Annotated in this window: 16 protein-coding genes; 11 read left to right on the top strand and 5 right to left on the bottom strand. The window is 72.5% G+C overall.

The genetic code is table 11. From position 1 onward, the window contains the following. The first annotated feature begins 432 nt into the window (after positions 1-432). Positions 433-2121, top strand: coding sequence for a tRNA ligase subunit PheS family protein (locus tag ACSC1Q_RS23855; protein ID WP_436760923.1), 1689 nt, complete (start codon positions 433-435; stop codon positions 2119-2121). Between the two features lie 45 nt (positions 2122-2166). On the opposite strand, the gene ACSC1Q_RS23850 is transcribed toward ACSC1Q_RS23855, so the two are convergent. Beyond that, positions 2167-3489 carry a hypothetical protein gene (locus ACSC1Q_RS23850; protein WP_436760922.1) on the bottom strand — a complete coding sequence of 441 codons (1323 nt, stop codon included), beginning with the start codon at positions 3487-3489 and terminating at the stop codon, positions 2167-2169. Positions 3490-3931: 442 nt separating this feature from the next. Between ACSC1Q_RS23850 and ACSC1Q_RS23845 the strand changes: the two genes are divergently transcribed. Then, the gene (locus tag ACSC1Q_RS23845; protein ID WP_436760921.1) at positions 3932-4732 is read left to right on the top strand and encodes a sensor histidine kinase; all 801 of its coding nucleotides are present in this window, start codon (positions 3932-3934) and stop codon (positions 4730-4732) included. Positions 4733-4897: 165 nt separating this feature from the next. On the opposite strand, the gene ACSC1Q_RS23840 is transcribed toward ACSC1Q_RS23845, so the two are convergent. Further along, entirely contained in the window at positions 4898-6790 is a 1893-nt protein-coding gene (locus ACSC1Q_RS23840) for a sensor histidine kinase (protein ID WP_436760920.1), read from the bottom strand. A 164-nt stretch (positions 6791-6954) separates the two neighbouring features. On the opposite strand from ACSC1Q_RS23840, the gene ACSC1Q_RS23835 reads away from it, so the two are divergent. After that, positions 6955-7614 carry a response regulator gene (locus ACSC1Q_RS23835; protein ID WP_436760919.1) on the top strand — a complete coding sequence of 220 codons (660 nt, stop codon included), beginning with the start codon at positions 6955-6957 and terminating at the stop codon, positions 7612-7614. A 155-nt stretch (positions 7615-7769) separates the two neighbouring features. Here ACSC1Q_RS23835 and ACSC1Q_RS23830 read toward each other — a convergent pair whose 3' ends face one another. Beyond that, the gene (locus tag ACSC1Q_RS23830) at positions 7770-8171 is read right to left on the bottom strand and encodes a response regulator (protein ID WP_436760918.1); all 402 of its coding nucleotides are present in this window, start codon (positions 8169-8171) and stop codon (positions 7770-7772) included. 224 nt (positions 8172-8395) lie between these two features. On the opposite strand from ACSC1Q_RS23830, the gene ACSC1Q_RS23825 reads away from it, so the two are divergent. Together ACSC1Q_RS23825 and ACSC1Q_RS23820 are read left to right on the top strand one after the other, a co-directional pair. Further along, positions 8396-9028 (top strand): IclR family transcriptional regulator, encoded by a 633-nt coding sequence (locus tag ACSC1Q_RS23825; protein WP_350969727.1) that lies wholly within the window; start codon positions 8396-8398, stop codon positions 9026-9028. A 117-nt stretch (positions 9029-9145) separates the two neighbouring features. Then, positions 9146-9958 carry an SAM-dependent methyltransferase gene (locus ACSC1Q_RS23820; RefSeq protein ID WP_436760917.1) on the top strand — a complete coding sequence of 271 codons (813 nt, stop codon included), beginning with the start codon at positions 9146-9148 and terminating at the stop codon, positions 9956-9958. Between the two features lie 56 nt (positions 9959-10014). Here the strand turns inward: ACSC1Q_RS23820 and ACSC1Q_RS23815 are convergent, their stop codons facing one another. Next, positions 10015-13419: a helix-turn-helix transcriptional regulator gene (locus ACSC1Q_RS23815; RefSeq protein ID WP_436760916.1), complete on the bottom strand. Its 3405-nt coding sequence runs from the start codon at positions 13417-13419 to the stop codon at positions 10015-10017. A gap of 271 nt (positions 13420-13690) precedes the next feature. On the opposite strand from ACSC1Q_RS23815, the gene ACSC1Q_RS23810 reads away from it, so the two are divergent. Together ACSC1Q_RS23810 and nhaA are read left to right on the top strand one after the other, a co-directional pair. After that, positions 13691-15136: an amidase gene (locus ACSC1Q_RS23810; RefSeq protein WP_436760915.1), complete on the top strand. Its 1446-nt coding sequence runs from the start codon at positions 13691-13693 to the stop codon at positions 15134-15136. 132 nt (positions 15137-15268) lie between these two features. Beyond that, positions 15269-16588: a Na+/H+ antiporter NhaA gene (gene nhaA, locus ACSC1Q_RS23805; RefSeq protein WP_436760914.1), complete on the top strand. Its 1320-nt coding sequence runs from the start codon at positions 15269-15271 to the stop codon at positions 16586-16588. Positions 16589-16592: 4 nt separating this feature from the next. Here nhaA and ACSC1Q_RS23800 read toward each other — a convergent pair whose 3' ends face one another. After that, positions 16593-16946 carry a VOC family protein gene (locus ACSC1Q_RS23800; RefSeq protein WP_436760913.1) on the bottom strand — a complete coding sequence of 118 codons (354 nt, stop codon included), beginning with the start codon at positions 16944-16946 and terminating at the stop codon, positions 16593-16595. A 157-nt stretch (positions 16947-17103) separates the two neighbouring features. Between ACSC1Q_RS23800 and ACSC1Q_RS23795 the strand changes: the two genes are divergently transcribed. The 4 genes from ACSC1Q_RS23795 to ACSC1Q_RS23780 all read left to right on the top strand — a co-directional run bounded on the left by ACSC1Q_RS23795 (position 17104) and on the right by ACSC1Q_RS23780 (position 20894). After that, complete coding sequence (locus ACSC1Q_RS23795) at positions 17104-18276, top strand: homogentisate 1,2-dioxygenase (RefSeq protein ID WP_436761106.1); 1173 nt, start codon at positions 17104-17106, stop codon at positions 18274-18276. A 47-nt stretch (positions 18277-18323) separates the two neighbouring features. Further along, on the top strand, positions 18324-19208 hold the full coding sequence (locus tag ACSC1Q_RS23790) for a hypothetical protein (protein WP_436760912.1): 885 nt from the start codon (positions 18324-18326) through the stop codon (positions 19206-19208). Further along, positions 19208-20344: a fumarylacetoacetase gene (fahA, locus tag ACSC1Q_RS23785; protein WP_436760911.1), complete on the top strand. Its 1137-nt coding sequence runs from the start codon at positions 19208-19210 to the stop codon at positions 20342-20344. Before ACSC1Q_RS23790 ends, fahA begins: the two co-directional genes overlap by 1 nt. Before the next feature lie 112 nt (positions 20345-20456). After that, positions 20457-20894, top strand: coding sequence for an NfeD family protein (locus ACSC1Q_RS23780; protein WP_436760910.1), 438 nt, complete (start codon positions 20457-20459; stop codon positions 20892-20894). Positions 20895-20898 lie beyond the last annotated feature (4 nt).

Here is a 20898-nt window from a genome sequence, read left to right as displayed (position 1 = left end):
AATCGACCTCGGTCCCGCCGGGAAGGCCGGGAGATCCCCGCCGGGGAAACGGGCGCATGTCGCCGATCCCCCTCGTGCGCGGCCGGAGCCCCTCCCCGATCCACCCCGTCGCCGATCTGGTGGCATGTTGACTCACCATTGACCGGGCAATAACTTTGGGTAGTCATGTCAGCGCTCAGCGTAGCGAAGGCTCGGGGTGACGCGTGAGCGCCGGTGTTTCCGAACGGGTGTCGCACGCCGGTCCCCTTCCAGAGGGTGACCTCGCGTCTCACGCGTGAGGTCGTCCGGTCGCCACGATCCGCGCTTCCGCTCGCTTCTCGTCACATCCCGGCCGGAAGGCGATCCGGCGGCTTTCGCCTGACCGCCTCGGGAGCCGCCCGCACAGGGAGAACGCGGGAAGCGCCCCACAGAGGAAGAAGGCAGCAGCAGTCGATGAGGAGCGCATCCAGCGGCCGCGCCGGGAGCGCGCCGTACGACTCGCGGGGGGCCCGGCATCCGGTGACCGTCATGGCCGAGCAGATAACCGACGTCTTCCTCGACCTCGGTTACCGCGTCGCCGAGGGGCCCGAGGTCGAGGCCGAGTGGTTCGCCTTCGACGCCCTCAACATGGACGACCGCCACCCCGCCCGCGCTCCCGAACGCACCTTCCACGTCGAGCACCCCTCGGTCCCCGGCCGGAGGTCGGGTCTCGTGCTGCGCGCGCACACCTCACCGGTGCAGGTGCGGGCGATGCTCGGCACGCCCCCGCCCCTCCGCGTGGTCTGTACGGGCCGCGCCTTCCGTCCCGACACGGCCGACACCACCCACAGCCCGGTGTTCCACCAGGTCGAGGGTCTCGCCGTCGACCTGGGCCTCACCATGGTCGACCTGAAGAAGACCCTCGACCACTTCGCCGCCGCCATGTTCGGCAGGGGTACGGTGACCCGGCTCCGCACCCACCGCTTCGCCTACACCGACCCGTCGGCGGAGGTGGACGTGGAGTGCGCGGTCTGCCGTGGCACCGTCGCGGAGGATCCCGCCGAGGCTCCTCGGGGGAGCGCCGTCGAAGACGCTCCCGCCGGCCCGTGCGGGACGTGCGGCGGCGCGGGATGGATCGAGTGGGGCGGCTGCGGCATGGTCCATCCCCGGGTGCTGGCCGCCTGTGGCGTCGATCCGCACAGATACGGCGCCTTCGCCTTCGGCATGGGCGTCGAGCGGACGCTGATGCTCCGGTACGGGCTGAAGGACATGCGCGACGTCGTCGACGGCGACGTCCGCTTCCCCCTCGGAATGGACGAGTCCGTCCCCGGCGGGCCGCGTCCCAGGTCCCTTCCCCGGGCCACGGCCACGATCACGGCCAACGCCGCGACGCGAGCCGTGCCGGCCGCGCGGGCCGTACCCGACATGGAGACCATCCCGCTGACGCGCGGCCACGGTGCCAGGGCCGCGCGGAGGCGGGAGACCGGTGGGGGGCTCAGCCGGTCACAGAACCTGCGGCGGCGGATCGGGCACGCGCTGGCGGGAGCGGGATACGTCGAGACGCCGTGCTTCCCCTTCGTCTGCGACGCCGCGTGGGACGCCTTCGGCCTCGCGCCCGACGACCCGCGCCGCGCCACGCTGACGCTCACGAACCCGATCAGCCCGCGCGAGCCGTCGTTGCGCACCACGCTTCTCCCCGGGCTGCTCGCCGCGCTGGGCCTCAACCTCGCCCGGGGGAACCCCGCGCCCGCGCTCTTCGAACAGGGGGCGGTCTTCGTCCCGCCCACGAGCGACCTCCCGCCCGTTCCCCGGGCGGACCGCCGCCCCACCGACGAGCAGCTCGACGCGCTGAACACCGCCCTCCCCGCCCAGCCCCGCCACCTCGCCGCCGCCCTGACCGGCGAGTCGTCGTGGGCCCGCGCGGTCGACGCCGCGCGTACGGCGGCGCACGTCATGGGAGCCGGGCTGGTCACCCGGCCCACCGAGCACGCGCCCTGGCTGCCCGGCCGCTGCCTGGAGCTGCTCGTCGGCGAGGCCGTGCTGGGTCACGCGGGCGAGCTGCGCGCCGGTACGGTCCAGGCGCTGGGCCTGCCCCCGAGGACGAGCGCGATGGAGATCGACCTCACCGCGATGGAGCACCTCACCGACCTCGGGAGCAGGTGACTCCCGAGGCGGCCCGCCGGCGGAGGATCAGGCGGATCAGACGGATCAGGCGGTCGTGAGATAGATCTGGCCGAAGACCTCGGAGAGCTTCTTGAGGTCGGTGGTCACGTCCGTCTCGGGGCTGGTCGGGTTGTAGACGCCGGCCAGGCGGCGCTGGATCGGGAGAAGCTTCTTCAGCTGGTCCCAGGCGGTGATCCGGCTCACCGCGCCCTGGGCGTTCTGGACGCTGGTCCACACGTTCACCTGCTGGGCGCCGCCGTCCTTGACGGGCGCCGACAGCCGGGTGGCGATCTTGGCGGCGGTCACCTGGCCGACGAGCCCGGTCTCCTCGGCGGCGACCTGGGCCAGGACGTCCCACGAACGGGCGCGGACCTGGATCCACTGGTTGAGGTGGGCCTGTGTCGCGTTGATCTTCCAGGCGTCGTAGCCGCCGTACAGCAGGCCGCTGTCCAGGGAGAGCTGGTCGACGCGGCCCGCGATCAGGGGGGACTCGATCTTCTCGGGAGCGAGCAGCGGGTACCGCTTGCGCGTCTCGGCCTTGCAGGCGTCGTTCGCGCCGCAGGCGAGCTCGGGAACCACCGTGTGGATGCCCAGCCGCTTGCCGGGCGCGGCCTGGCGGAGCGCGTCGGAGGCCGCGGTGACGAACGCGGTGATCTCCTCGTCGGTCTTGAACGTGGTGTTGTAGCCCAGCTGGGAGGTGAACCGGATGCCCGCCACCTCCGGGCGCGAGGCCAGCGCGCCGATGCGCTTGACGGCCGCGGTGAAGGTCTCGGTGCCGGCCTTCCAGTCGTCGGCCAGCTCGGTGTCGATCCAGACCCTCAGCTGCACGGCCTTCGCGGCGGTGATCGCCTGACCGGCGGGAGTCTGCGCCGCGGCCGCGATAGCGGCGTCCTGGGCACCCGCGGGGGTGGGGGTCGGCGTGAAGGTGCCGGTCTGCTCGGATCCGGAGACCGTGCCGTCGCCGCCCTCGCCGTGCCCGTCGACCGAGCACGGCTGGTTCGCCTCGCACTCGGGCACGCCGCCGTCGCCGGCCCCCTCGGGGAACGGCGAGTTCTCGTCGCCCTCGGAACCGCCACCGGGCGCCTCCGGGCAGACCGACCCGGGGGCGGAGCAGTCGAGGAACTTGCCGTCGCTCGGGGTGGCTTCCTTGAGGTTGGCGTTGTCGTCGGCACCCCAGAATAGCGCGACCCCGAGGGCCTCGTCCGGCTTGGCCAGCCAGGTGCACACGATGAAGGCCGGGGCGTCGGCTCCCATCAGGTCGTTGCAGCTGCGGGGATCGTCCTGCGAGTACGCGGCCCCGGGTGTCATGACGCCGACGAGCGCGAGCGCGGCGCCCACGGCGAGAGCCCGGCGCAGAGTAAGTCGCATGTCCTGAACTCCCCGGAAATCTGGTCAAAACGATCGATCCGCACTTTACCCAGATCACGAGGGGCTCGACAGTCCCAGTCAGGGAATCATCAGCATTCTGATACCTCTCGCCATATCCAGCATTGTCCGTCCGAACCCGTACCGGCCGTCACATCTCACAGCACCGCCGTGCCGGAGTGAGCCGGGTCCGGCTCGGGCGGCGCACCGTACCCCGGTGAGGACGCCGGGGCATTGCGGCTGGCGGGAACGCCGGAGGCCCCGCTGGCATGAATGTCCAAACGGAGGCTGCCAGCGCAGACGACGGGCGGCGGAGAGGACATCATGATGCGGTGACCAACTGCCCGAAGGCGGGTGGGCTCCCCCCGGCCATCGATCCGCCAGCGAGAAACGTCATCGCCGTCGCCGAAGGCGCATTGATCGACATATACCGGAACGGACCTTCATGTCGCCTCGTGCCAAGGATCTGAGCATCGGGTTCCACGGCCTGCCGAGGGCGGACGAGATCATGCATCTCGCCCTGGCCACCGGCAACCTGCTGAACCGGCTGGAGAGCGCCAGGAGCCGGGTCGACCAGTCGCTGACCCAGCAGCGGCGATTCGTGTCCGACGCCTCCCACGAGCTGTTCACTCCGATCGCCGGGCTCAGGACGCTCCTGGAGGAGGCAAGGCTCCACCCGGGCGAGACGGATCTGGACGAACTCCTGGCGGACGCGCTGGAGGGCGTCGACCGGCTCCAGACGATCGTCACCGACCTGCTGGTGCTGGCGAAGGTGGGGGCGAACCCGCCTGACGCGTTCGTCAACGTGGATCTGGGGGAAATGGTCCGCGCCGCGATCGCCCGGCGCGAGAACGGCGTCCCCGTACGGCTCCGGCTCGCCCCCGGAGTGCGGGCGAACGTCGTCGACGCGGAGATCGCCCGCCTCCTCGCCAACCTCCTGGACAACGCCCAGCGCCACGCCAGGCACACGGTGCTGGTCGAGGTGTGCCGGAACGGCCGCTACGGCGAGCTGGCCGTCGCCGACGACGGTGACGGCATCGCCGCCGCCGACCGGGAGAGGGTCTTCGAGCGGTTCACCCGGCTGGACACCGCCCGCTGCCGTAACCGGGGAGGCACCGGGCTCGGCCTCACGATCGCCCGTGACATCGCCGAGGCCCACCGGGGGACCATCGACGTGGAGGACTCCAGTACCGGTGGCGCGCGCTTCGTCCTCCGCCTCCCCCTCGCCGGCACCGTCACGGAATGACACCGTCACGGGACAACGCCGTCACGGGACAACGCCGTCACGGGATGACTCCATCACGGGCCGGCATCATCATGGACCGGCACCGTCACGGGCGAACACCATCAAGGGTCAGCGCTGTCACGGATCAGCGCTGTCACGGGCGTGCGTCGTCACGAGCGAGCACCGTCACGGGCCGACATGATCACGGGCCGGTACCACCACGATCGGCGGCATCACGATCGGTATCGTCACGGAGAGCGACGTCCCCTCCCCCACGGAGCTCATGACCATCAGCCTGCCGCCGAGCGTCTCGACGCGGTCCCTGAGCCCGATGAGCCCCGACCCCTTGCCGTAGTCGGCTCCGCCGCCCCCGTCGTCGCGGATCGAGAGCCGGAGGGCCGCTCCGGCCATGCCCAGGGTGACGTACACCACGGAGGCGTTCGCGTGCTTCACCACGTTGGTCAGCGCTTCCGCCGCCGTGTAGTAGACGGCCACCTCGACGCGCTCCGGCAGGCGCGGGACGGGGGCCAGTTCGAGCTCGACGGGGAGGGCGGAGCGGCGCGCGAGGGCCTTCAGCGCGGGCACCAGGCCGCCCTTCGAGAGGATCGCCGGGTGGATGCCCCGTGAGAGCTCCCGCAGGTCGTCCACGACCCCGGTCAGCCCCTGGACCGCGTGGGACAGCCGCCCCCTGAGTTCGGTCATCGGCGGCGGCACCCCGGCCTCCACCGCGCGCAGTTCGAGCCCGAGCGAGACCAGGCGCTGCTGGGCTCCGTCGTGCAGGTCGCGCTCGATGCGCCGGCGGGTCTCGTCGGCCGCGGCGACGACGCGGGCACGGGAGGCGGCGAGCTCGGCGCGGGCCTGGGCGTTCGAGATGGCGGTCGCGACCAGCTCGGTGAAGTCCATCATGCGCTCCTCCCCGCCCTCGAACCTCGGCTCCCGGGCGCTGGAGAAGACGATCATCACCCCCCACAGGCATCCGTCGACGATGACGGGGGAACCGACGGCGGAGGTGACCCCCATCCTCTTCGCCCATGTCGCGATCTTTCCGACGCTGTGGGCGTAGTCCACCCTGCGCGTCGGACGTCCCGTCTTCAGCACGGCGGACGAGACGCTCACCTCGTTGAGCGGCCACTCCGAGCCGAGGGGCAGCACTTTCTCCGCACCGGCGTCCCGCCGGCTCCACGAGCCCAGCACCGTCACGTGTCCGGGGTCGTAGCGGCTGATCGCCACGTGGTCCGCCTCCATGAGGAACCCCATCTCGAAGGCGACCGCGTTGAACAGCTCCGCCGAGGAGATGCCCCGCGCCACGAGCGTCGCGACCCGCCGCAGCGCCGCCTGCTCCTGGGCGATCCGGCGGATCTCGTCACGGCTCGACGCCAGGACGATCTCGATGTTCTCGCGATCACGGGCCGCTCTCAGCAACGCCTCCAGGGAGGGCACCATCCGTTCGCGCAGACGTCTCCGTACGGGCTCGGGCACGTCGGCGGGCAGGATCAGCGTGCCGACCCTGGCGCCGTTCTCCGTGAGCGGCACCCCCTCTCCACCCCCCTCCTCGGGGGGCTCCCCGAGCCGGATCTCCAGGTTCTGCGCCCCCAGGGCCCGCGCCAGGAGACGCGAGGCCGGTGGCAGCGCGGCCTCCAGGTCCTTCGCACGCAACAGGATGTGGACCAGTTGCGCGGCGAGGTCGGCCTCGCGCCGGCGGTCGTCCGCCTGGATGTTCAGCGAGCGCGCCAGCGCCGCGATCGAGCCGATCACCAGGCCCACGAGAAGGAAGATCGGAAGTGGGGTCAACATCCAGCGCGTCCCGTACGAGAAGCTCCACGCGGGCGGAAGGTTGAAGTAGGTGAAAGCGACGGTGCTGCCCGCCAGGGTCACCAGCCCCAGCCCCGGGCCCCACACGGCCGAGACCAGCAGGACACCGAGCAGATAGATCCCTCCGAGGAAGTCGCCCGACGTCACGCGCTCCAGGAAAAGGGACAACAGGGCTTCCGCCGCGATGCACAGCGCGCCACAGATGATCCCCACCACGAGGGGAGGCCGCTTTGTGCGCAGCAATAACGACAAAAGCCGTTCGCGCATACAGACTAAGATACTCGCATGTCAAGAAGGGGGTTGACGATTCTTTCCCGACCGCGCTCCGTCCGTACGACCGCTCGGGCATCCGATATGTAATTCCTTTAACCCGGCATGACCATTCTGCAACCAGAATTCGGGGAGAAACGCACGGCGAAAGGGCGGGAGCGGTGAGCGGGGAGCGGATACGAATAGCGCTGGCGGACGACGACGTGCTTTTCCGCGAGGGGGTGGCGAGCCTCATGTCGCGGTCGGGTTTCGAGGTCGTCGGCCAGGCCGGGGACGCCGCGGAGATCCTCGCCCTCGTCCGGCTGCACCGGCCGGATCTCGTCATTCTCGACATCCGGATGCCGCCGGCCCACGCCAACGAGGGCCTCGACGCGGCGCGGGTGATCCGCGAGGAGTTCCCGGAGACGGGGATCCTCCTGCTGTCCGCGCACATCGAGGTGGAGGAGGCGATGGAGCTGCTCGCCACGGGGCACCGGGTCGGTTACCTGCTCAAGAGCCGGGTGACCGGTGTCGACGACCTCGTGGAGACGCTCGGGCGCATCGCCCAGGGCGGCTCGGTCGTCGATCCGAGTCTCGTACGGGAACTCATCAGGACCCACCGCAGGGACGACCCGCTGGGGCTCCTCACGGCGCGCGAGCAGGAGGTTCTGGCCCTGATGGCCGAGGGGCGCTCCAACTCCGGCATAGCGCACAAGCTGTGGATCACCGAGGGGACGGTCGAGAAGCACGTGCACAGCATCCTGTCCCGGATGCGGATACCGGGGACGGAAGACGACCATCGCCGCGTCCTCGCCGTACTGACCTTCCTCGACGCCCGCTGAGAGCCTTCCTCGACATCCATGGCTTTCCTGGACGCCCGAGAGCCTTCCTCGGCACCCGCCGAGAGCCTTCCTCGACGCCCGCCGAGAGCCGCCGACCGCTGGTTCCCGCCTGAGGGCGAGCCGCCGCCCCGGGCCGGCCAGGGGCCGGTCCGGCGTCACGGGACGCGTACGGGTCCGCCGAGATCCTCGTCGTCGCCGGCCTCCCCGAGGACTCTCCGGATGGCCGCCCCGGAAAGGGCCGACTTCGAGAGGAAGGCGGTGGCGGGACTGACCGCGATCATCTCCGCGAAGTCCCCTTCCGCGTGCGTCGAGATCAGGATGACGCGCGGGGTGCCGAGCCGCTCGGCCACGAGCCGCCGGGCCAGGTCGAAGCCGTTCTCCTCACCGAGATCGATGTCGACGAGCGCGACGTCCGGCCGGATGTCGTCGGCCTGCCGGAGGGCGTCGTCGCTCACGGAGGCCATGCCGACCACGGCGATCCCCTCCGCTTCGAGTAACACCCGGGCGGCTCTGCGGAAGTGATCGTTGTCGTCGACGATGAGGCAACGTATGACCACCTGTCGAGGATCCCAGGAAAACAGCCTCGGGGCATTGCAGCTAGCGGGGGCCCAGGGGTGATCGGCCCATACCGGGACTGTCCGTTCACATCACGACGACGACCGGGCACGGTCCCGCCTTCCGGGGCCGACCGGACGACGGCCGAAGCATGATCCCCGCCCGGTGGGCGCCCCGGGGGCCGGGCGATAATCGGGGCATGCTTCCAGCCCAGCGGGCGTCCTAGATGCCGGCCGAATCCTCGCAGACCCTGGAGCGCGGCCTGCGGCTGCTGCGCCTGCTCGCCGACGGGCGGCGGGGCCGTACCCCCACGGAGCTGGCGGCGGAGCTGGAGCTGAGCCGCCCGGCGGTGTACCGGCTGCTCACCACCCTCCAGAGCGAGGGCTTCGTCCGCCGGGACGGCGACGGGCGGGTCCACCTGGGCTTCGGGGTCCTCGTCCTGGCCCGCGCCGTACAGCCGCTGCTGCGGGAGGGCGCCCTCCCCACCCTGCGCAGGCTGGCGGAGGAGGTCGGGGCGACCGCGCACCTGACGGTGGCCGAGGGCGACGACGGCCTGGCCGTGGCGGTGGTCGAACCCTCCTGGACGAACATGCACGTCGCCTACCGCGAGGGCTCCCGCCACCCGCTGGAACGGGGTGCCGCCGGACTGGCCATCCTCGCCCTGCGCGAGGGCCGTACCGGCTATCTGGTCTCCGAGGGCCAGCTCCAGGAGGGGGCCAGGGGCGTCGCCGCCCCCGTGCCCGGCCTCCCCTGGCTGGAGGCGTCGGTGGGCGTGGTCACCTTCACCCCGCTCGACCCGGACGCCGTGGGCCCCCGGGTCGCCGCCGCGGCGGCGGAACTGTCCGGCTCGCTCACCTGATGCCTCTTTCGCCGCACATCAGCCGGGCAACCAAACAAATCTCCTGAGAACAGTACGAAACCAGCAAGACGGCCAGATAAGGATCTTCGCTCTCCGGTGTCAGGAAAAGAGTGCTTCATGCCCGAGGAGTCCGCCTCGCGCGCTCCCGCCCAGATCGACTCCAGCGTGGCCCACTCCGCCCGGATCTGGAACTACTGGCTCGGCGGCGAGGAGAACTACGCCGTCGACCGCGAAATCGGTGACCAGTTCATCGATATTTTTCCGGACATCGTGGATATTGCCCGCTCGTCCAGGGCGTTCCTCTCCCGCGCCGTCCGGTACATGGCCGGCGAGGGCGGGATCCGCCAGTTCCTCGACATCGGCACCGGGCTGCCCACCTTCGACAACACCCACCAGATCGCCCAGCAGGTGGCCCCGGACGCGCGCGTCGTCTACGTCGACAACGACCCCATGGTGCTGACGCACGCCCGTGCCCTGCTGATCGGCACCCCCGAGGGGGTGACCGAGTACATCGACTCCGACGTGCGCGATCCCGACGCGGTCCTGGAGGCCGCCAGGGCCGCCCTGGACTTCGACAGGCCCGTCGGGCTCATGCTGATGAACATCCTGGGCCACCTCCCCGACATCGACGAGGGGCGAACGGCCACGCGCCGCCTGCTGGCCGCCCTGCCCTCCGGCAGCTACCTGGCGGTCGCCGACGGCACCAACGTGATCCGCGGCCCGGAGTTCGAGAAGGCCATCGCCGTCTGGAACGAGGCCGGCTCGGTCCCGTACGTCCTCCGTGACCCCGAGCAGATCGCGAGCTACCTCGACGGCCTGGAGCTGGTGGAACCCGGTGTGGTCTCGTGCCCGCTCTGGCGTCCCGGACCGCCGGTCACCGGCGGTGACCGCGAGGTGGACGAGTTCTGCGCCGTGGGCCGCAAACCCTGACCCCCGCCTCACGGCGACTCCCCTGTCTCACAGCGGCAACCGCCGGGCCCCGCCCCTCAGGGGCGGTCGCCGAGGAGGTGGGCGATGAGCTCCGCCCGGTTGGTGAGGCCGAGCTTGGCGAGGATGCTGCGCACGTGGCTCTCGACCGTACGCTCGCTCAGCACGAGGTGCCCGGCGACCTGCCGGTTCGACAGCGCCCGCGCGATGAGGCCCGCCACCTCGCGTTCCCGGGCGGTCAGCGGGTCGGCGGCGCGGTGCCGGGCCTCGATGTCGGCCAGCAGCCGATCGGCGCGGGCCAGCGGTCCCGGCAGGTCCAGCCGCCGCGCCTGGGCCCCGGCGCGGGCGGCGAGCGTCGCGGCCTCGGCGTGATCACCGGCCGCTCCCCGGCGTCGCAGCACGTCGGCGAGGTCGAGCCAGGTGTGGACGAGCCAGGGCCGCGCGTCGAGACGCAGATTGACCTCGGCCGCGGCCCGCAGCGTCTCCGCGGCCTCGTCGAGCCGTCCCATGACGGCGGTCATCCGGCCGAGGGCCCGCGCCGAGGCGCCTCCGCAGAAACTGTCCGCGTTACCCGGCAGGCCCCCGGCGCCTGCCCAGGGCAGCCACAGGGCGTACGCCCACCCGGCGGCCTCGGCGTCGTCGAACGCCTCGACGAGTTCGGTCAGGTGCTGCAGAACTCCCATCCCCCGCACCCCGGGCACCGGCTCCCGCAACAGCAGGCGCAGGCGCTCGTACCCGGCGAACGCCTCCCCCGAGGCCCCGTCGAGATGCAGGCACAGGGCGTGGGCGGCCTCGACGACGGGGATGGGAGGAATCACCGCGAAAGACTCCCGGTAGCCGGGGGGCAGGTCGCTCCGGTCACCGCGTACGAGCGCGAGAAGCTGCCCGAAGACGTCCGTGACCAGGGACGCGAGGGGGTCGCCCATCCGGGCGGCGATCTCCCCCGCCTCCGCCGACCGGGAGCGTGCCCGGTCGAACCGGCCCGCCAGCGCCTCGCGCGCCGCCGACACGCGCAGGTGGTACCAGCGGGCCACGGGCAGGCGCGTGGTGGCGGCCAGCTCGCCGAGCCTGGCGATCTCGTCGTCGACCGCGGCGAGATCGACCAGCTGGTAGCCCGCGTCGACACGCCAGACGTGCCCCCGCGCGGCGGCCATCGGCCGTCCGGCGCGCGACGCGGTCCGGATCGCGAGCTCGCCGATCCGCAGGCGCTCGGCCACGTCGCCCGGCCCGTCGAGGACCCCGGCCCTGGCTCGCCCGGCGTCGAGCAGCGCGACCGGATCGCCGCACGCCTCCGCCAGCCGCAGGACCTCCGCCGACTCCCGTACGGCACCCGCCGACCTCCCCGCCTCGACCTCCAGGCACGCCTTCCGCGCGAGCAGGCGGGCACGGGCGACGGCCACCTCCGGAACGGTCATGACATGGGCGTCCTCGTCACGGGCGGTACCGGTACCGGCGTGGAGGGCGGTTCCCGGCAGGGCGTCCAGAGTGTCCATAGCGTCCAAGGCGTCCAAGGTGTTCGCGGCATCCACGGCATCCACGGCGTTCGGGGCCTCCACAGCATCCAGGGCGTCCACAGCATCCAGGGCGTCCACCGCATCCAGGGCCTCCACGGCATCCAGGGCGGACAGCGCGCGATCGCACAGGGCGACCGTCCGCACGACGACCGACGGATCGCCGACCCCGCAGATGACGAGCGCGGCGGCGATGAGCAGGTCGGGCCGCCCGGCGAACTCGGCCGCGTCCGCCGCCTCGCGGCAGTGCCCGGCGCTTCGCGGGATCCATCCGGCGAGGCGTTCGGCGGTCGCGAGCTCGACGAGCAGCTCCGCCCGCTCCGCCTGCCCCGCCCCCACACGACCGAGCACCTCCAGAGCCTGGTCGAGCGACCGGACCGCCTCCTCGGGGGCCAGGGACCGCAGCGCGTGCGCGGCGGCGGCCCGCGTCCAGCGCAGCGTGGCCCGCAGCGCCTCGGCGTCGTCACCGGCCTGCCTCCAGTGGGCCGCGATGCGGGCGGCGTGCGCGGGATCGGCGCCCAGCCGCCGGTGCAGCGACTCGGCCGCTCGCCGGTGCAACGCGGAGGCCGCCGGTACCGACTCCGCGACGACCCCCTCGCGGACAAGGGCGTGGGTGAAGCGGTATCGGGGCGGCATGTCACCGGTACGGGTGAGCAGGCCGGTCCCGGCGAGCGTGTCGAGACGGCCGGACACCGTGGCGGGAGGCAGATCCTCGACGTCGGCGAGCAGCACGGGGTCAAGGTCCTCGCCGAGCACCGCCGCCGCACTCACCGTGTCCCGTACCGCCGGATCGAGCCCGTCGAGCATCTTCGCGACGAGAAGCCGCAGATCCGCCGACGGCAACCGAGGCAGCCACTCCCCGTCGCCGCTCCCGATCCCCGTACCGGGATCGATCCCCTTGCCGGAACCGATGCCGGGAGGGGTCCCCGTGGCGGAGCCGATACCAGGACCGGAGGCTGGGCCGGGACCGGGACCGGGGTTGGGACCGGGAGCAGAGCCGGGGCCGAAGCCGGTCTCGTCGAGGGCCCGCGCCATGATCGACACGAGCAGGGGCAGCCCGCCGGTGCGCTCGTGCACCGAACGAGCCACCGAGCGAGCCGCCGAACGGGGCACCGAGCCGGTCGGGGTGGCGCCGCCCGGCAGGGCCGTGAGATATCGCTCGACGTCCGGCACGGTGAGCGGCGCGAGCGGGACGACCCGTGTCGCGCGGCCATGGGCGACCTCGGCGAGGGTCTCGGTGGCGCGCCGGGTGGTGGCGTTCCTGTGGGTCACGACGACGAGCAGCCGCGATTCCGCGGCCTCGAACGCGACGTGGCGGAGCAGGGCCAGCGACGCCTCGTCGGCGTCGTGAAGGTCCTCGATCACGACGACGAGCCCCTTGGCCTCCTCGGCGGCCCCGGTGAGGACGTCGGTGAGAGCGGCCAGCAGCCGGAAGCGCACCGCCGCCGCCTCGAACGCGTCCAGCGCGCCGGATCCCCCGACGCCCCCAGCGGTCTCAGCGAGACCAGCGGCCCCGGTGGCCCAGGTGCTCCCGGCCGCTCTGGTGGTCCCGACGGTCTCAGCGTCCCCGTCGATCCCAGCGGTCTCAGCGGTCTCAGCGGTCTCAGCGAACCCGGTGCCCCCGGCGAACCCGGCGGCAGCGACCCCGGCGAACCCGGTAGCCCCCGTGATTCCGGCAACCCCGCTGGGAAGCGGCCCGCCGGGGAGTCTCCCGAGGACGCGCAGCCACGGCCACAGCGGCGGGGCGCCGTCCTCCGCGAGGCAGCGTCCCCACAGGACGGCCGTCTCACCCGCGACGGCCTCCTCCACCAGCCGTGACTTGCCGATTCCCGCCGGTCCCGAGACCAGGACGACGCCGCCCCTGCCCTCGCGAGCGGCTGCGATCGCCTCGCGCAGCAGTGCCGTCTCGCGCTCGCGCCCGACGAAGGCGTCCGGGCCGCGTCGGATGTCCATCCCCCAAGTCTGACAGCGCGGGCCCGACAGCACAGGTGGCGGAACACCGCCCCTCGTACGCGAACCGGCGGACCCCTCCCGCGTACGAGTCCGCGAACTCGTACGCGGACCGGCGGGCTCCGGCCCGATACCGGCTTTCAGTACCGGTGTTCAGTGCTGCCCCGGATGACCACGACGCGTACCGGGCCGAGGCTCGACGTACCGGCCGCACGACGCGAGAAGAACACCGAAGCCGGGAACGCCGCGAAACACCCCCAGAAAGGAAATGCCGGTGGAACTTCACGAGTACGTGCAATACGACGCCGTCGGGCTGCGTGGCCTGATGGAGGCGGGTGAGGTCACCGCCGCCGAGGTCGAGACCGTCGCCCGGGAGGCCCTTGAGACGGCGAACGCGGAGGTGAACGGTCTCGCGCTGCCGCTGTTCCCCCGGGCGCTCGACCACGCCGCCGACGGGCCGCTCGCGGGGGTGCCGTTCCTGATCAAGGACAACGGCCCGGTCGCGGAGGGGGTGCCGTTCTGCTGCGGGAGCCGGAGCATCGAGGGGGTCGTCGCCCGGCACGACACCGAGCTGATGACGCGGTTCCGCGCCGCCGGGCTGGTCACCCTGGGGATGACCACCGTCCCGGAGATGCTGATCAGCTTCTCCACCGAGTCGGTCAGGTACGGGCCCACCCTCAACCCGTGGGACCCCGGAAGGGGCGTGGGCGGTTCGAGCGGGGGTGCCGCCGCCCTGGTCGCGGCCGGTGCGGTGCCCGTCGCGCACGGCAGTGACGGCGCCGGTTCCATCAGGATCCCCGCCTCGTGCTGCGGGCTGGTCGGCCTCAAGCCGAGCCGGGGCAGGACGCCGTGCGGGCCCGACCTGGGCGAGGCGCTGTTCGGGCTGTCCTACGAGCTCGGGCTGACCCGTACCGTCCGCGACACCGCCCACCTCCTGGACGCCGTCCAGGGACCGGCCCCCGGCGACAAGTACACCGCCCCGCCCCCCGCCGGGCGATACGCCGACGAGCCGGGGGCCGATCCTGGCGTGCTGCGGGTGGCCGTGACCACGCGGGCGTGGTCGGGGGCGGCGGTGGACCCGGAGGTGGCCTCGGCGGCCGTCGAGGCGGGCCGCGTACTGGAGAAGGCGGGACACCTCGTCACCGAGGCGAGCCCGGCCGTCGAGTGGGACGCCGTCATGCGCGCCATGGTGCCGACCGCGACCCTCGCCGTCGCAGCGCCCCTGCTCACGGCCCTGCGACCGCCGGACCCCGCCAAGGTGGAGGCCGTCACCCTGCGGGCCTTCGAGGAGGCGAGGGAGCTGAGCGTCGCGCGGCTGATGGGGGCCTTCGACGCGCAGAACCGGGTGAGCCGGTCGGTGGGGGCGTTCTTCACCGGGTACGACCTGCTCGTCACCCCGACCCTGGGCCGCCTTCCCGCGCCGCACGGCACCCTGCGGTACGACGACCCCGGCCACACCGTGACGAGCTGGCTGGAGTCGATCTTCGACTACGGGCCGTTCACCGCGGTGTTCAACATCTCCGGCCAGCCCGCGATCAGCCTGCCGCTGGGCCGGAGCGCGGAGGGGCTGCCGATCGGGGTGCAGCTCGTCGCCGCGTACGGCCGCGAGGACCTGCTGCTCCGGGTCGCCGCCCGGCTGGAGGAGGCCGTGCCGTGGAAGGACCGTACCCCCGCGACCCCCGCGACCCCCGCGCGGCACCCTCGCGCCGGGCTCCGGTGAGCCCGCCGGTAGGGTGAACACCGGTGCGCCGGGAAGTCTGGTCGGCAATGTCCGACCCGACCCCGAAGTCGGTGGTCCCTGACCTGACTTCGAAGTCGGTGGTCTCTGCCCCGACCTCGAAGTGGAGCACCCATGAGCGGCACCTCACCCGGCACGCCCCGCCTGTTCAGCCGGGGTTCGTGGGACGAGGCCCGCCGCGTCGCGGACATCCTGCGCGGGGAGACCGTCGGCGGGGCGCTGCTGCTGGCCGGTGCGGTGGCGGCGATGATCTGGGCGAACTCCCCCTGGTCGGGAGCCTACGAGGCGCTGCGCGCCGTCAGGGTCGGCCCCGGGGCCCTGCACCTGGATCTGAACCTGGCGGCCTGGGCCTCCGACGGGCTGCTCGCGATCTTCTTCTTCGTCGCCGGGCTGGAGCTCAAACGCGAGTTCGTCGCCGGTGACCTGCGCCAGGCGCGGCGGGCCGCGGTGCCGGTCGCGGCCGCGTTCGGCGGCGTGCTCGTCCCGGCCGTGCTGTACCTGCTCGTCACCCTCTCCAGCGGCGCCGGGGACGGCGCGACGCGGGGCTGGGCGATCCCGACGGCCACCGACATCGCGTTCGCGCTCGCCGTGCTCGCGGTCATCGGCCGGTACCTGCCCGCGGCGCTGCGCACCTTCCTGCTCACCCTGGCCGTGGTCGACGACCTGCTGGCGATCGTCATCATCGCGATCTTCTACACCGCGGACCTGTCGGTACTTCCCCTGCTGGGCGCGCTGGTCCCGCTGGCGCTCTTCGCCGTGCTGGTCCAGCGCCGGGTGCGCGCCTGGTGGCCGCTGCTCCCGCTCGCCGCCGCGACCTGGGCGCTGGTGCACGCCTCGGGGGTGCACGCCACCGTCGCCGGGGTGCTGCTCGCCTTCACGGTCCCGGTCGTCCGCGGCGAACGGGCGGGGGGCCCGGACGCCGGGCCCGGCCTGGCCGAGCACTTCGAGCGCCGCCTTCGGCCGCTCTCGGCCGGGGTGGCCGTGCCGGTGTTCGCGTTCCTGTCGGCGGGGGTGGCCTTCGGTGGCCTGAGCGGCCTGGTCACCGCCCTGACCGACCCGATCGCGGTGGGCGTCGTCATCGGGCTCGTGGTCGGCAAGCCCATCGGTATCATGGCCGCGACCTGGCTGGTGTCCCGCTTCACCCGCGCCGACCTGGACGAGAACCTGGCCTGGGTGGACGTGGGCGGGCTGTCGGTGCTGGCCGGGATCGGGTTCACCGTCTCCCTGCTCATCGGGGAACTCGCCTTCGGGCCCGGCAGCGAGCGCGACGCCCACGTCAAGGTGGCGGTCCTGACGGGCTCCCTGATCGCGGCCCTGGCGGCGGCGCTCGTCCTGCGCCTGCGCAATCGCACCTACCGGCGCATCCACGAGGCCGACACCGCCGACGACGACGGCGACGGCATCCCCGACGTCTACCAGGAGGAGCGTCCCTGAACGCTCAGGGGAGCGGCTCCAGGAACTCCAGGCGGTTGCCGTGGGGGTCCTCGCTGTGGAAGCGGCGCATCCCCGGGAAGTCGTCGTCGAAGTCGACCGGGTAACCGGCCTCGCCCAGACGCCGGGCCCACTCGTCGAGGTCGCGGACCAGGAGCCCCGGATGGGCCTTGCGAGCGGGACGGAAGTCGTCCTCGACCCCGAGGTGCAGCTCGACGCCGTGGCCCCGGAACCAGCACCCGCCTCGGGTGGCGAGGGCGGGAGGCCTGGGGATCTCGGCCAGGCCGAGCACGCCCTCGTAGAAGTCACGCAGGACCGGCTCGCTCCCCGGGGGGCAGGCCAGCAGGACGTGGTGCAGCATCGCGACCCCTCACACATATCTTGATGTGAAGATACTTTTCCCTCACCGGCCGACACAACCCCCGGAGACGAGGTTTGACATCTCCCCGCCCCTGACAGATGGTTGTTCGTATAAAGGACGTATGCGTCCGATAAGCGGACAGAGCTGGGAGAAGCGGATGCCGTACTACCGGGTCGTGGGAGAGATCCCCCGCAAGCGGCACGTACAGTTCCGGCGGCCCGACGGCGGGCTGTACGCCGAGGAGCTGATGGGCGAGGAGGGGTTCTCCAGCGACTCGTCGCTGCTCTACCACCGCCACCTCCCCACGGCGATCATCAAGGCCGAGGCCGTCGAGCCCGACGCGTCGCGGGCACTCCTCACCCCCAACGTGCCCCTCTCCCCCCGCCACCTGCGCACCCAGGACCTGCCGGCCGGGGGCGACCTGGTCACCGGGCGCGGGCTGCTCGCCGGGAACGCCGACGTCCGCATGTCGTACGTCGCGAGCGAGGCGCCCAGCGGGCTCTACCGCAACTCCATGGGCGACGAGTGCGTCTACATCGCGAGCGGGCGGGTCAGGTTCGAGTCGACGTACGGGGCGATCGAGGCCGGGGAGGGCGACTACGTCGTCGTCCCCACCGGGACGATCCACCGCTGGGTGCCGCGCGGTCCCGTCACGGCGTTCACCATCGAGGCGGCGGGCCACATCCGGCCGCCCAAGCGCTACCTGTCCAAGTACGGCCAGTTCCTGGAGCACGCCCCCTACTCCGAGCGCGACCTGCGCACCCCGCAGGAGCCGCTGATCGCCGAGGGCGAGGAGGTGCCGGTGCTGGTCCGCACGCGCGGCGGGCTCACCCGGCTGGTCTACCGCGACCACCCGTTCGACGTGGTCGGCTGGGACGGCTGCCTCTACCCGTACGCGTTCAACATCGGCGACTTCGAGCCGGTCGTGAAGCGCACCCACGCCCCGCCGCCGGTGCACCAGACCTTCGAGGGCCCCAACTTCGTGATCTGCTCGTTCTGCCCCCGGCCGCTCGACTTCCATCCGGACGCGATCCCGATCCCGTACAACCACCACAACGTCGACTCCGACGAGCTGATGTTCTACGCGGGGGGCGACTACACCGCGCGCAGGGGCTCGGGCATCGACGTCGGCTCGGTCTCGCTGCACCCGGCGGGCTTCACCCACGGCCCGCAGCCGGGCGCCGTGGAGGCCGTCATCGAGGCGGTGCGGCAGGGCCACACCCAGACGAGCGAGCTGGCCGTGATGGTCGACACCTTCCGCCCCCTCGACCTGGGCCCGGCCGGGCTGTCGGTCGAGGACCCCGCGTACGCGTGGACGTGGGCCCGTTGACGGACGTGGGCCCGTTGGCGACGCGGGCACGGGGTAGGGACAGGACCATGAGCGCACACACGAGCACCGGGACGGGCGTGGCTGTGGACGGCGTGGGGATGGGAACGGCGGTGCTCTTCCGGGGACTCGTCGACGACGCCGGGCTGTTCCCGCCCACCGGGCTGCCGATGGCCGAGGCCCTGGAGCGGCACGGGAACGACCTGGCGGGCAACGACCCGGTGCTCACCCACCGGTTCCTCTGCCCGGCCGGACGCCTGGCCGAGCTCCGCGACCACCTGACCTTCCCGATCCGGCTCGGCCTGATCCTGGACACCCCCGACGTCCCGCCCCTCGACGACGTCGCCGTGGAGCTGGTCGAGGTACGGCAGGCGCCGGGCGAGACACCGGGGAGCGTGGCGGAGCGGCTGGCCGGACGGCTGCCCGTCGACACCCGGCTGTTCGTGGAGGTGCCCACGGGCGACCACGCCTACCTGGCCTCCCTGCCGCGCGACGCCACGGGCCCCGGCCTGAAGTTCCGCTGCGGCGGGGTGACCGCCGGGGCCTTCCCCGGCGCGGCGGACCTGGGCGCCCTCATCGCGCACTGCGCGAGGCACGGCGTGCCGTTCAAGGCGACCGCCGGGCTGCACAACGCGGTCCGCCACTTCGATCCCGTGCTGGGCGTGGACCGGCACGGCTTCCTCAACCTGGTCCTCGCGGTCTGCGCGGCCGTGGAGGACCGCGATCCGGTCCCGGTGCTGAAGCTGACCGACGTCGGCGAGCTGGTACGCCTGGCGCAGGCCGTGCCCGACGACACCGCGACGCGCGCCAGGGAGCTGCTGGTGTCGTACGGGTCGTGCGACACGCACACCCCGATCGAGGACCTGGTGGCCCTGGGCCTGATCGCGCGCCGCCCGCCCGCGGTGACCACCGGAACAGAAGAGGAGAGCGTGTGATGTCTTGGGGCCTGGAGAACCTGCCCTACGGAGTCTTCTCCCGCCACGAGGGGGAGACCCCTCGCGTCGGCGTCCGGTACGGCGACCACGTGGTCGACCTGGCCGGGGCCCTGCACGACGAGGTCTTCGCCACCGGCTCGCTCAACGCCTTCATGTCCAGGGGCCCGGCCGCGTGGCGCGACACCCGCGCCCTGATCCAGAACAAGCTGAGCACCGACCAGGCGGTGATGGGCCCGCACCTCGTCCCGCTCGACCAGGTCACGCTGCACCTGCCGATCGAGGTGGCCGACTACGTCGACTTCTACTGCTCGCTGGAGCACGCCTCCAACCTGGGCCGGATGTTCCGTCCCGACGAGGAGCCGCTCAAGCCGAACTGGCGGCACCTGCCGGTCGGCTACCACGGCAGGGCCGGGACGGTCGTCGCGTCCGGCACCCCCGTCACCCGCCCCTCCGGGCAGCGCGGCGCGGGGGTCTTCGGCCCGTCCGCCAAGCTGGACATCGAGGCCGAGCTGGGATTCGTCGTCGGCACGCCCACGGCCCTCGGCGACCGGGCCGGGCGGTTCGAGGACCACGTGTTCGGGGTGACCCTGGTCAACGACTGGAGCGCCCGCGACATCCAGGCGTGGGAGTACGTCCCGCTGGGCCCGTTCCTCGGCAAGTCCTTCGCCACCTCGATGTCGCCGTGGATCACCCCGCTCGCGGCCCTGTCGGAGGCGCGCGTCGAGGGCGGGCCGCAGGACCCGGAACCGCTCGGCTACCTGCGCCGCGAGGAGCCGTGGGGGCTCGACCTGCGGCTGGAGGTCTCCGTGAACGGCGAGGTCGTCTCCCGGCCCCCGTACCGGGACATGTACTGGACGCCCGACCAGATGCTCGCCCACATGACCGTCAACGGCGCCGCCCTGCGCACCGGCGACCTCTACGCCAGCGGCACGGTCTCCGGCTCCGGGCCGGGCGAGCGCGGCTCGCTGATCGAGCTGACCTGGAACGGGACCGAGCCGCTGAAACTGCCCGACGGCTCGGCCAGGACCTTCCTGGAGGACGGGGACACCGTCACGATCACCGCGACCGCCCCCGGGCCCGGCGGAACCGTGATCACCCTGGGCGCGGTCTCGGGAACGATCGAGCCCGCCCGGTAGCCCCGGGATCCGGCCTAAGAGCCGGGCCTGTCGGCGATCCGGCGAAGGACATACGGTGGGAAGAGGAACCTCCCGGACGTCCGGCGCGTTGTACAGGCAGGAGGGCCGGAGCATGGAGTATTGGGTCATCTGGTTGATCTTGGCGGTAGCGCTGGGGGTCGCCGAGATACTCACCCTGACCACCGCTCTCGGCCTGCTCGGGGGAGCCGCCCTCATCACCTCCGTCGCCGCCGGGCTCGGGCTGCCGGTCCCGCTCCAGCTCGTGGTTTTCATCGCCTCCCTGGTCACCGGGGTGGTCGTGGTCCGGCCCATCGCCAAGCGCCAGCTCACCATGCGGCAGCCCCGGAGCCAGCGGTTCGGGATCCAGGCGCTCGTGGGCAAGCCCGCCTACGTCCTGCGCGAGGTGACCGGCCGGGACGGCCGGGTGCGGATCGGCGGCGAGGAGTGGTCCGCCAGGGCCTACGACGAGACCCTGGTGATACCCGCCGGGGCGACCGTCGACGTCATCGAGATCGAGGGCGCGACCGCGCTCGTGTATCCACGGGAGTGACACC

Origin of the sequence: Streptosporangium heterodermiicola (assembly GCF_051390675.1) — a bacterium.
GTDB lineage: Bacteria > Actinomycetota > Actinomycetes > Streptosporangiales > Streptosporangiaceae > Streptosporangium.
The sequence above is the reverse complement of the archived record's forward strand: the minus strand, read 5'-3'. Positions and strand labels throughout refer to the sequence as shown.

What these genes read in the sequence shown, in the direction of transcription:
- ACSC1Q_RS23855 (WP_436760923.1), top strand. Translation starts at nt 433, where the DNA reads ATGAGGAGCGCATCCAGCGGCCGCGCCGGGAGCGCGCCGTACGACTCG.
- ACSC1Q_RS23850 (WP_436760922.1), bottom strand. Translation starts at nt 3,489, where the DNA reads ATGCGACTTACTCTGCGCCGGGCTCTCGCCGTGGGCGCCGCGCTCGCG.
- ACSC1Q_RS23845 (WP_436760921.1), top strand. Translation starts at nt 3,932, where the DNA reads ATGTCGCCTCGTGCCAAGGATCTGAGCATCGGGTTCCACGGCCTGCCG.
- ACSC1Q_RS23840 (WP_436760920.1), bottom strand. Translation starts at nt 6,790, where the DNA reads ATGCGCGAACGGCTTTTGTCGTTATTGCTGCGCACAAAGCGGCCTCCC.
- ACSC1Q_RS23825 (WP_350969727.1), top strand. Translation starts at nt 8,396, where the DNA reads ATGCCGGCCGAATCCTCGCAGACCCTGGAGCGCGGCCTGCGGCTGCTG.
- ACSC1Q_RS23820 (WP_436760917.1), top strand. Translation starts at nt 9,146, where the DNA reads ATGCCCGAGGAGTCCGCCTCGCGCGCTCCCGCCCAGATCGACTCCAGC.
- ACSC1Q_RS23815 (WP_436760916.1), bottom strand. Translation starts at nt 13,419, where the DNA reads ATGGACATCCGACGCGGCCCGGACGCCTTCGTCGGGCGCGAGCGCGAG.
- nhaA (WP_436760914.1), top strand. Translation starts at nt 15,269, where the DNA reads ATGAGCGGCACCTCACCCGGCACGCCCCGCCTGTTCAGCCGGGGTTCG.
- ACSC1Q_RS23800 (WP_436760913.1), bottom strand. Translation starts at nt 16,946, where the DNA reads ATGCTGCACCACGTCCTGCTGGCCTGCCCCCCGGGGAGCGAGCCGGTC.
- ACSC1Q_RS23795 (WP_436761106.1), top strand. Translation starts at nt 17,104, where the DNA reads ATGCCGTACTACCGGGTCGTGGGAGAGATCCCCCGCAAGCGGCACGTA.
- ACSC1Q_RS23790 (WP_436760912.1), top strand. Translation starts at nt 18,324, where the DNA reads ATGAGCGCACACACGAGCACCGGGACGGGCGTGGCTGTGGACGGCGTG.
- fahA (WP_436760911.1), top strand. Translation starts at nt 19,208, where the DNA reads ATGTCTTGGGGCCTGGAGAACCTGCCCTACGGAGTCTTCTCCCGCCAC.
- ACSC1Q_RS23780 (WP_436760910.1), top strand. Translation starts at nt 20,457, where the DNA reads ATGGAGTATTGGGTCATCTGGTTGATCTTGGCGGTAGCGCTGGGGGTC.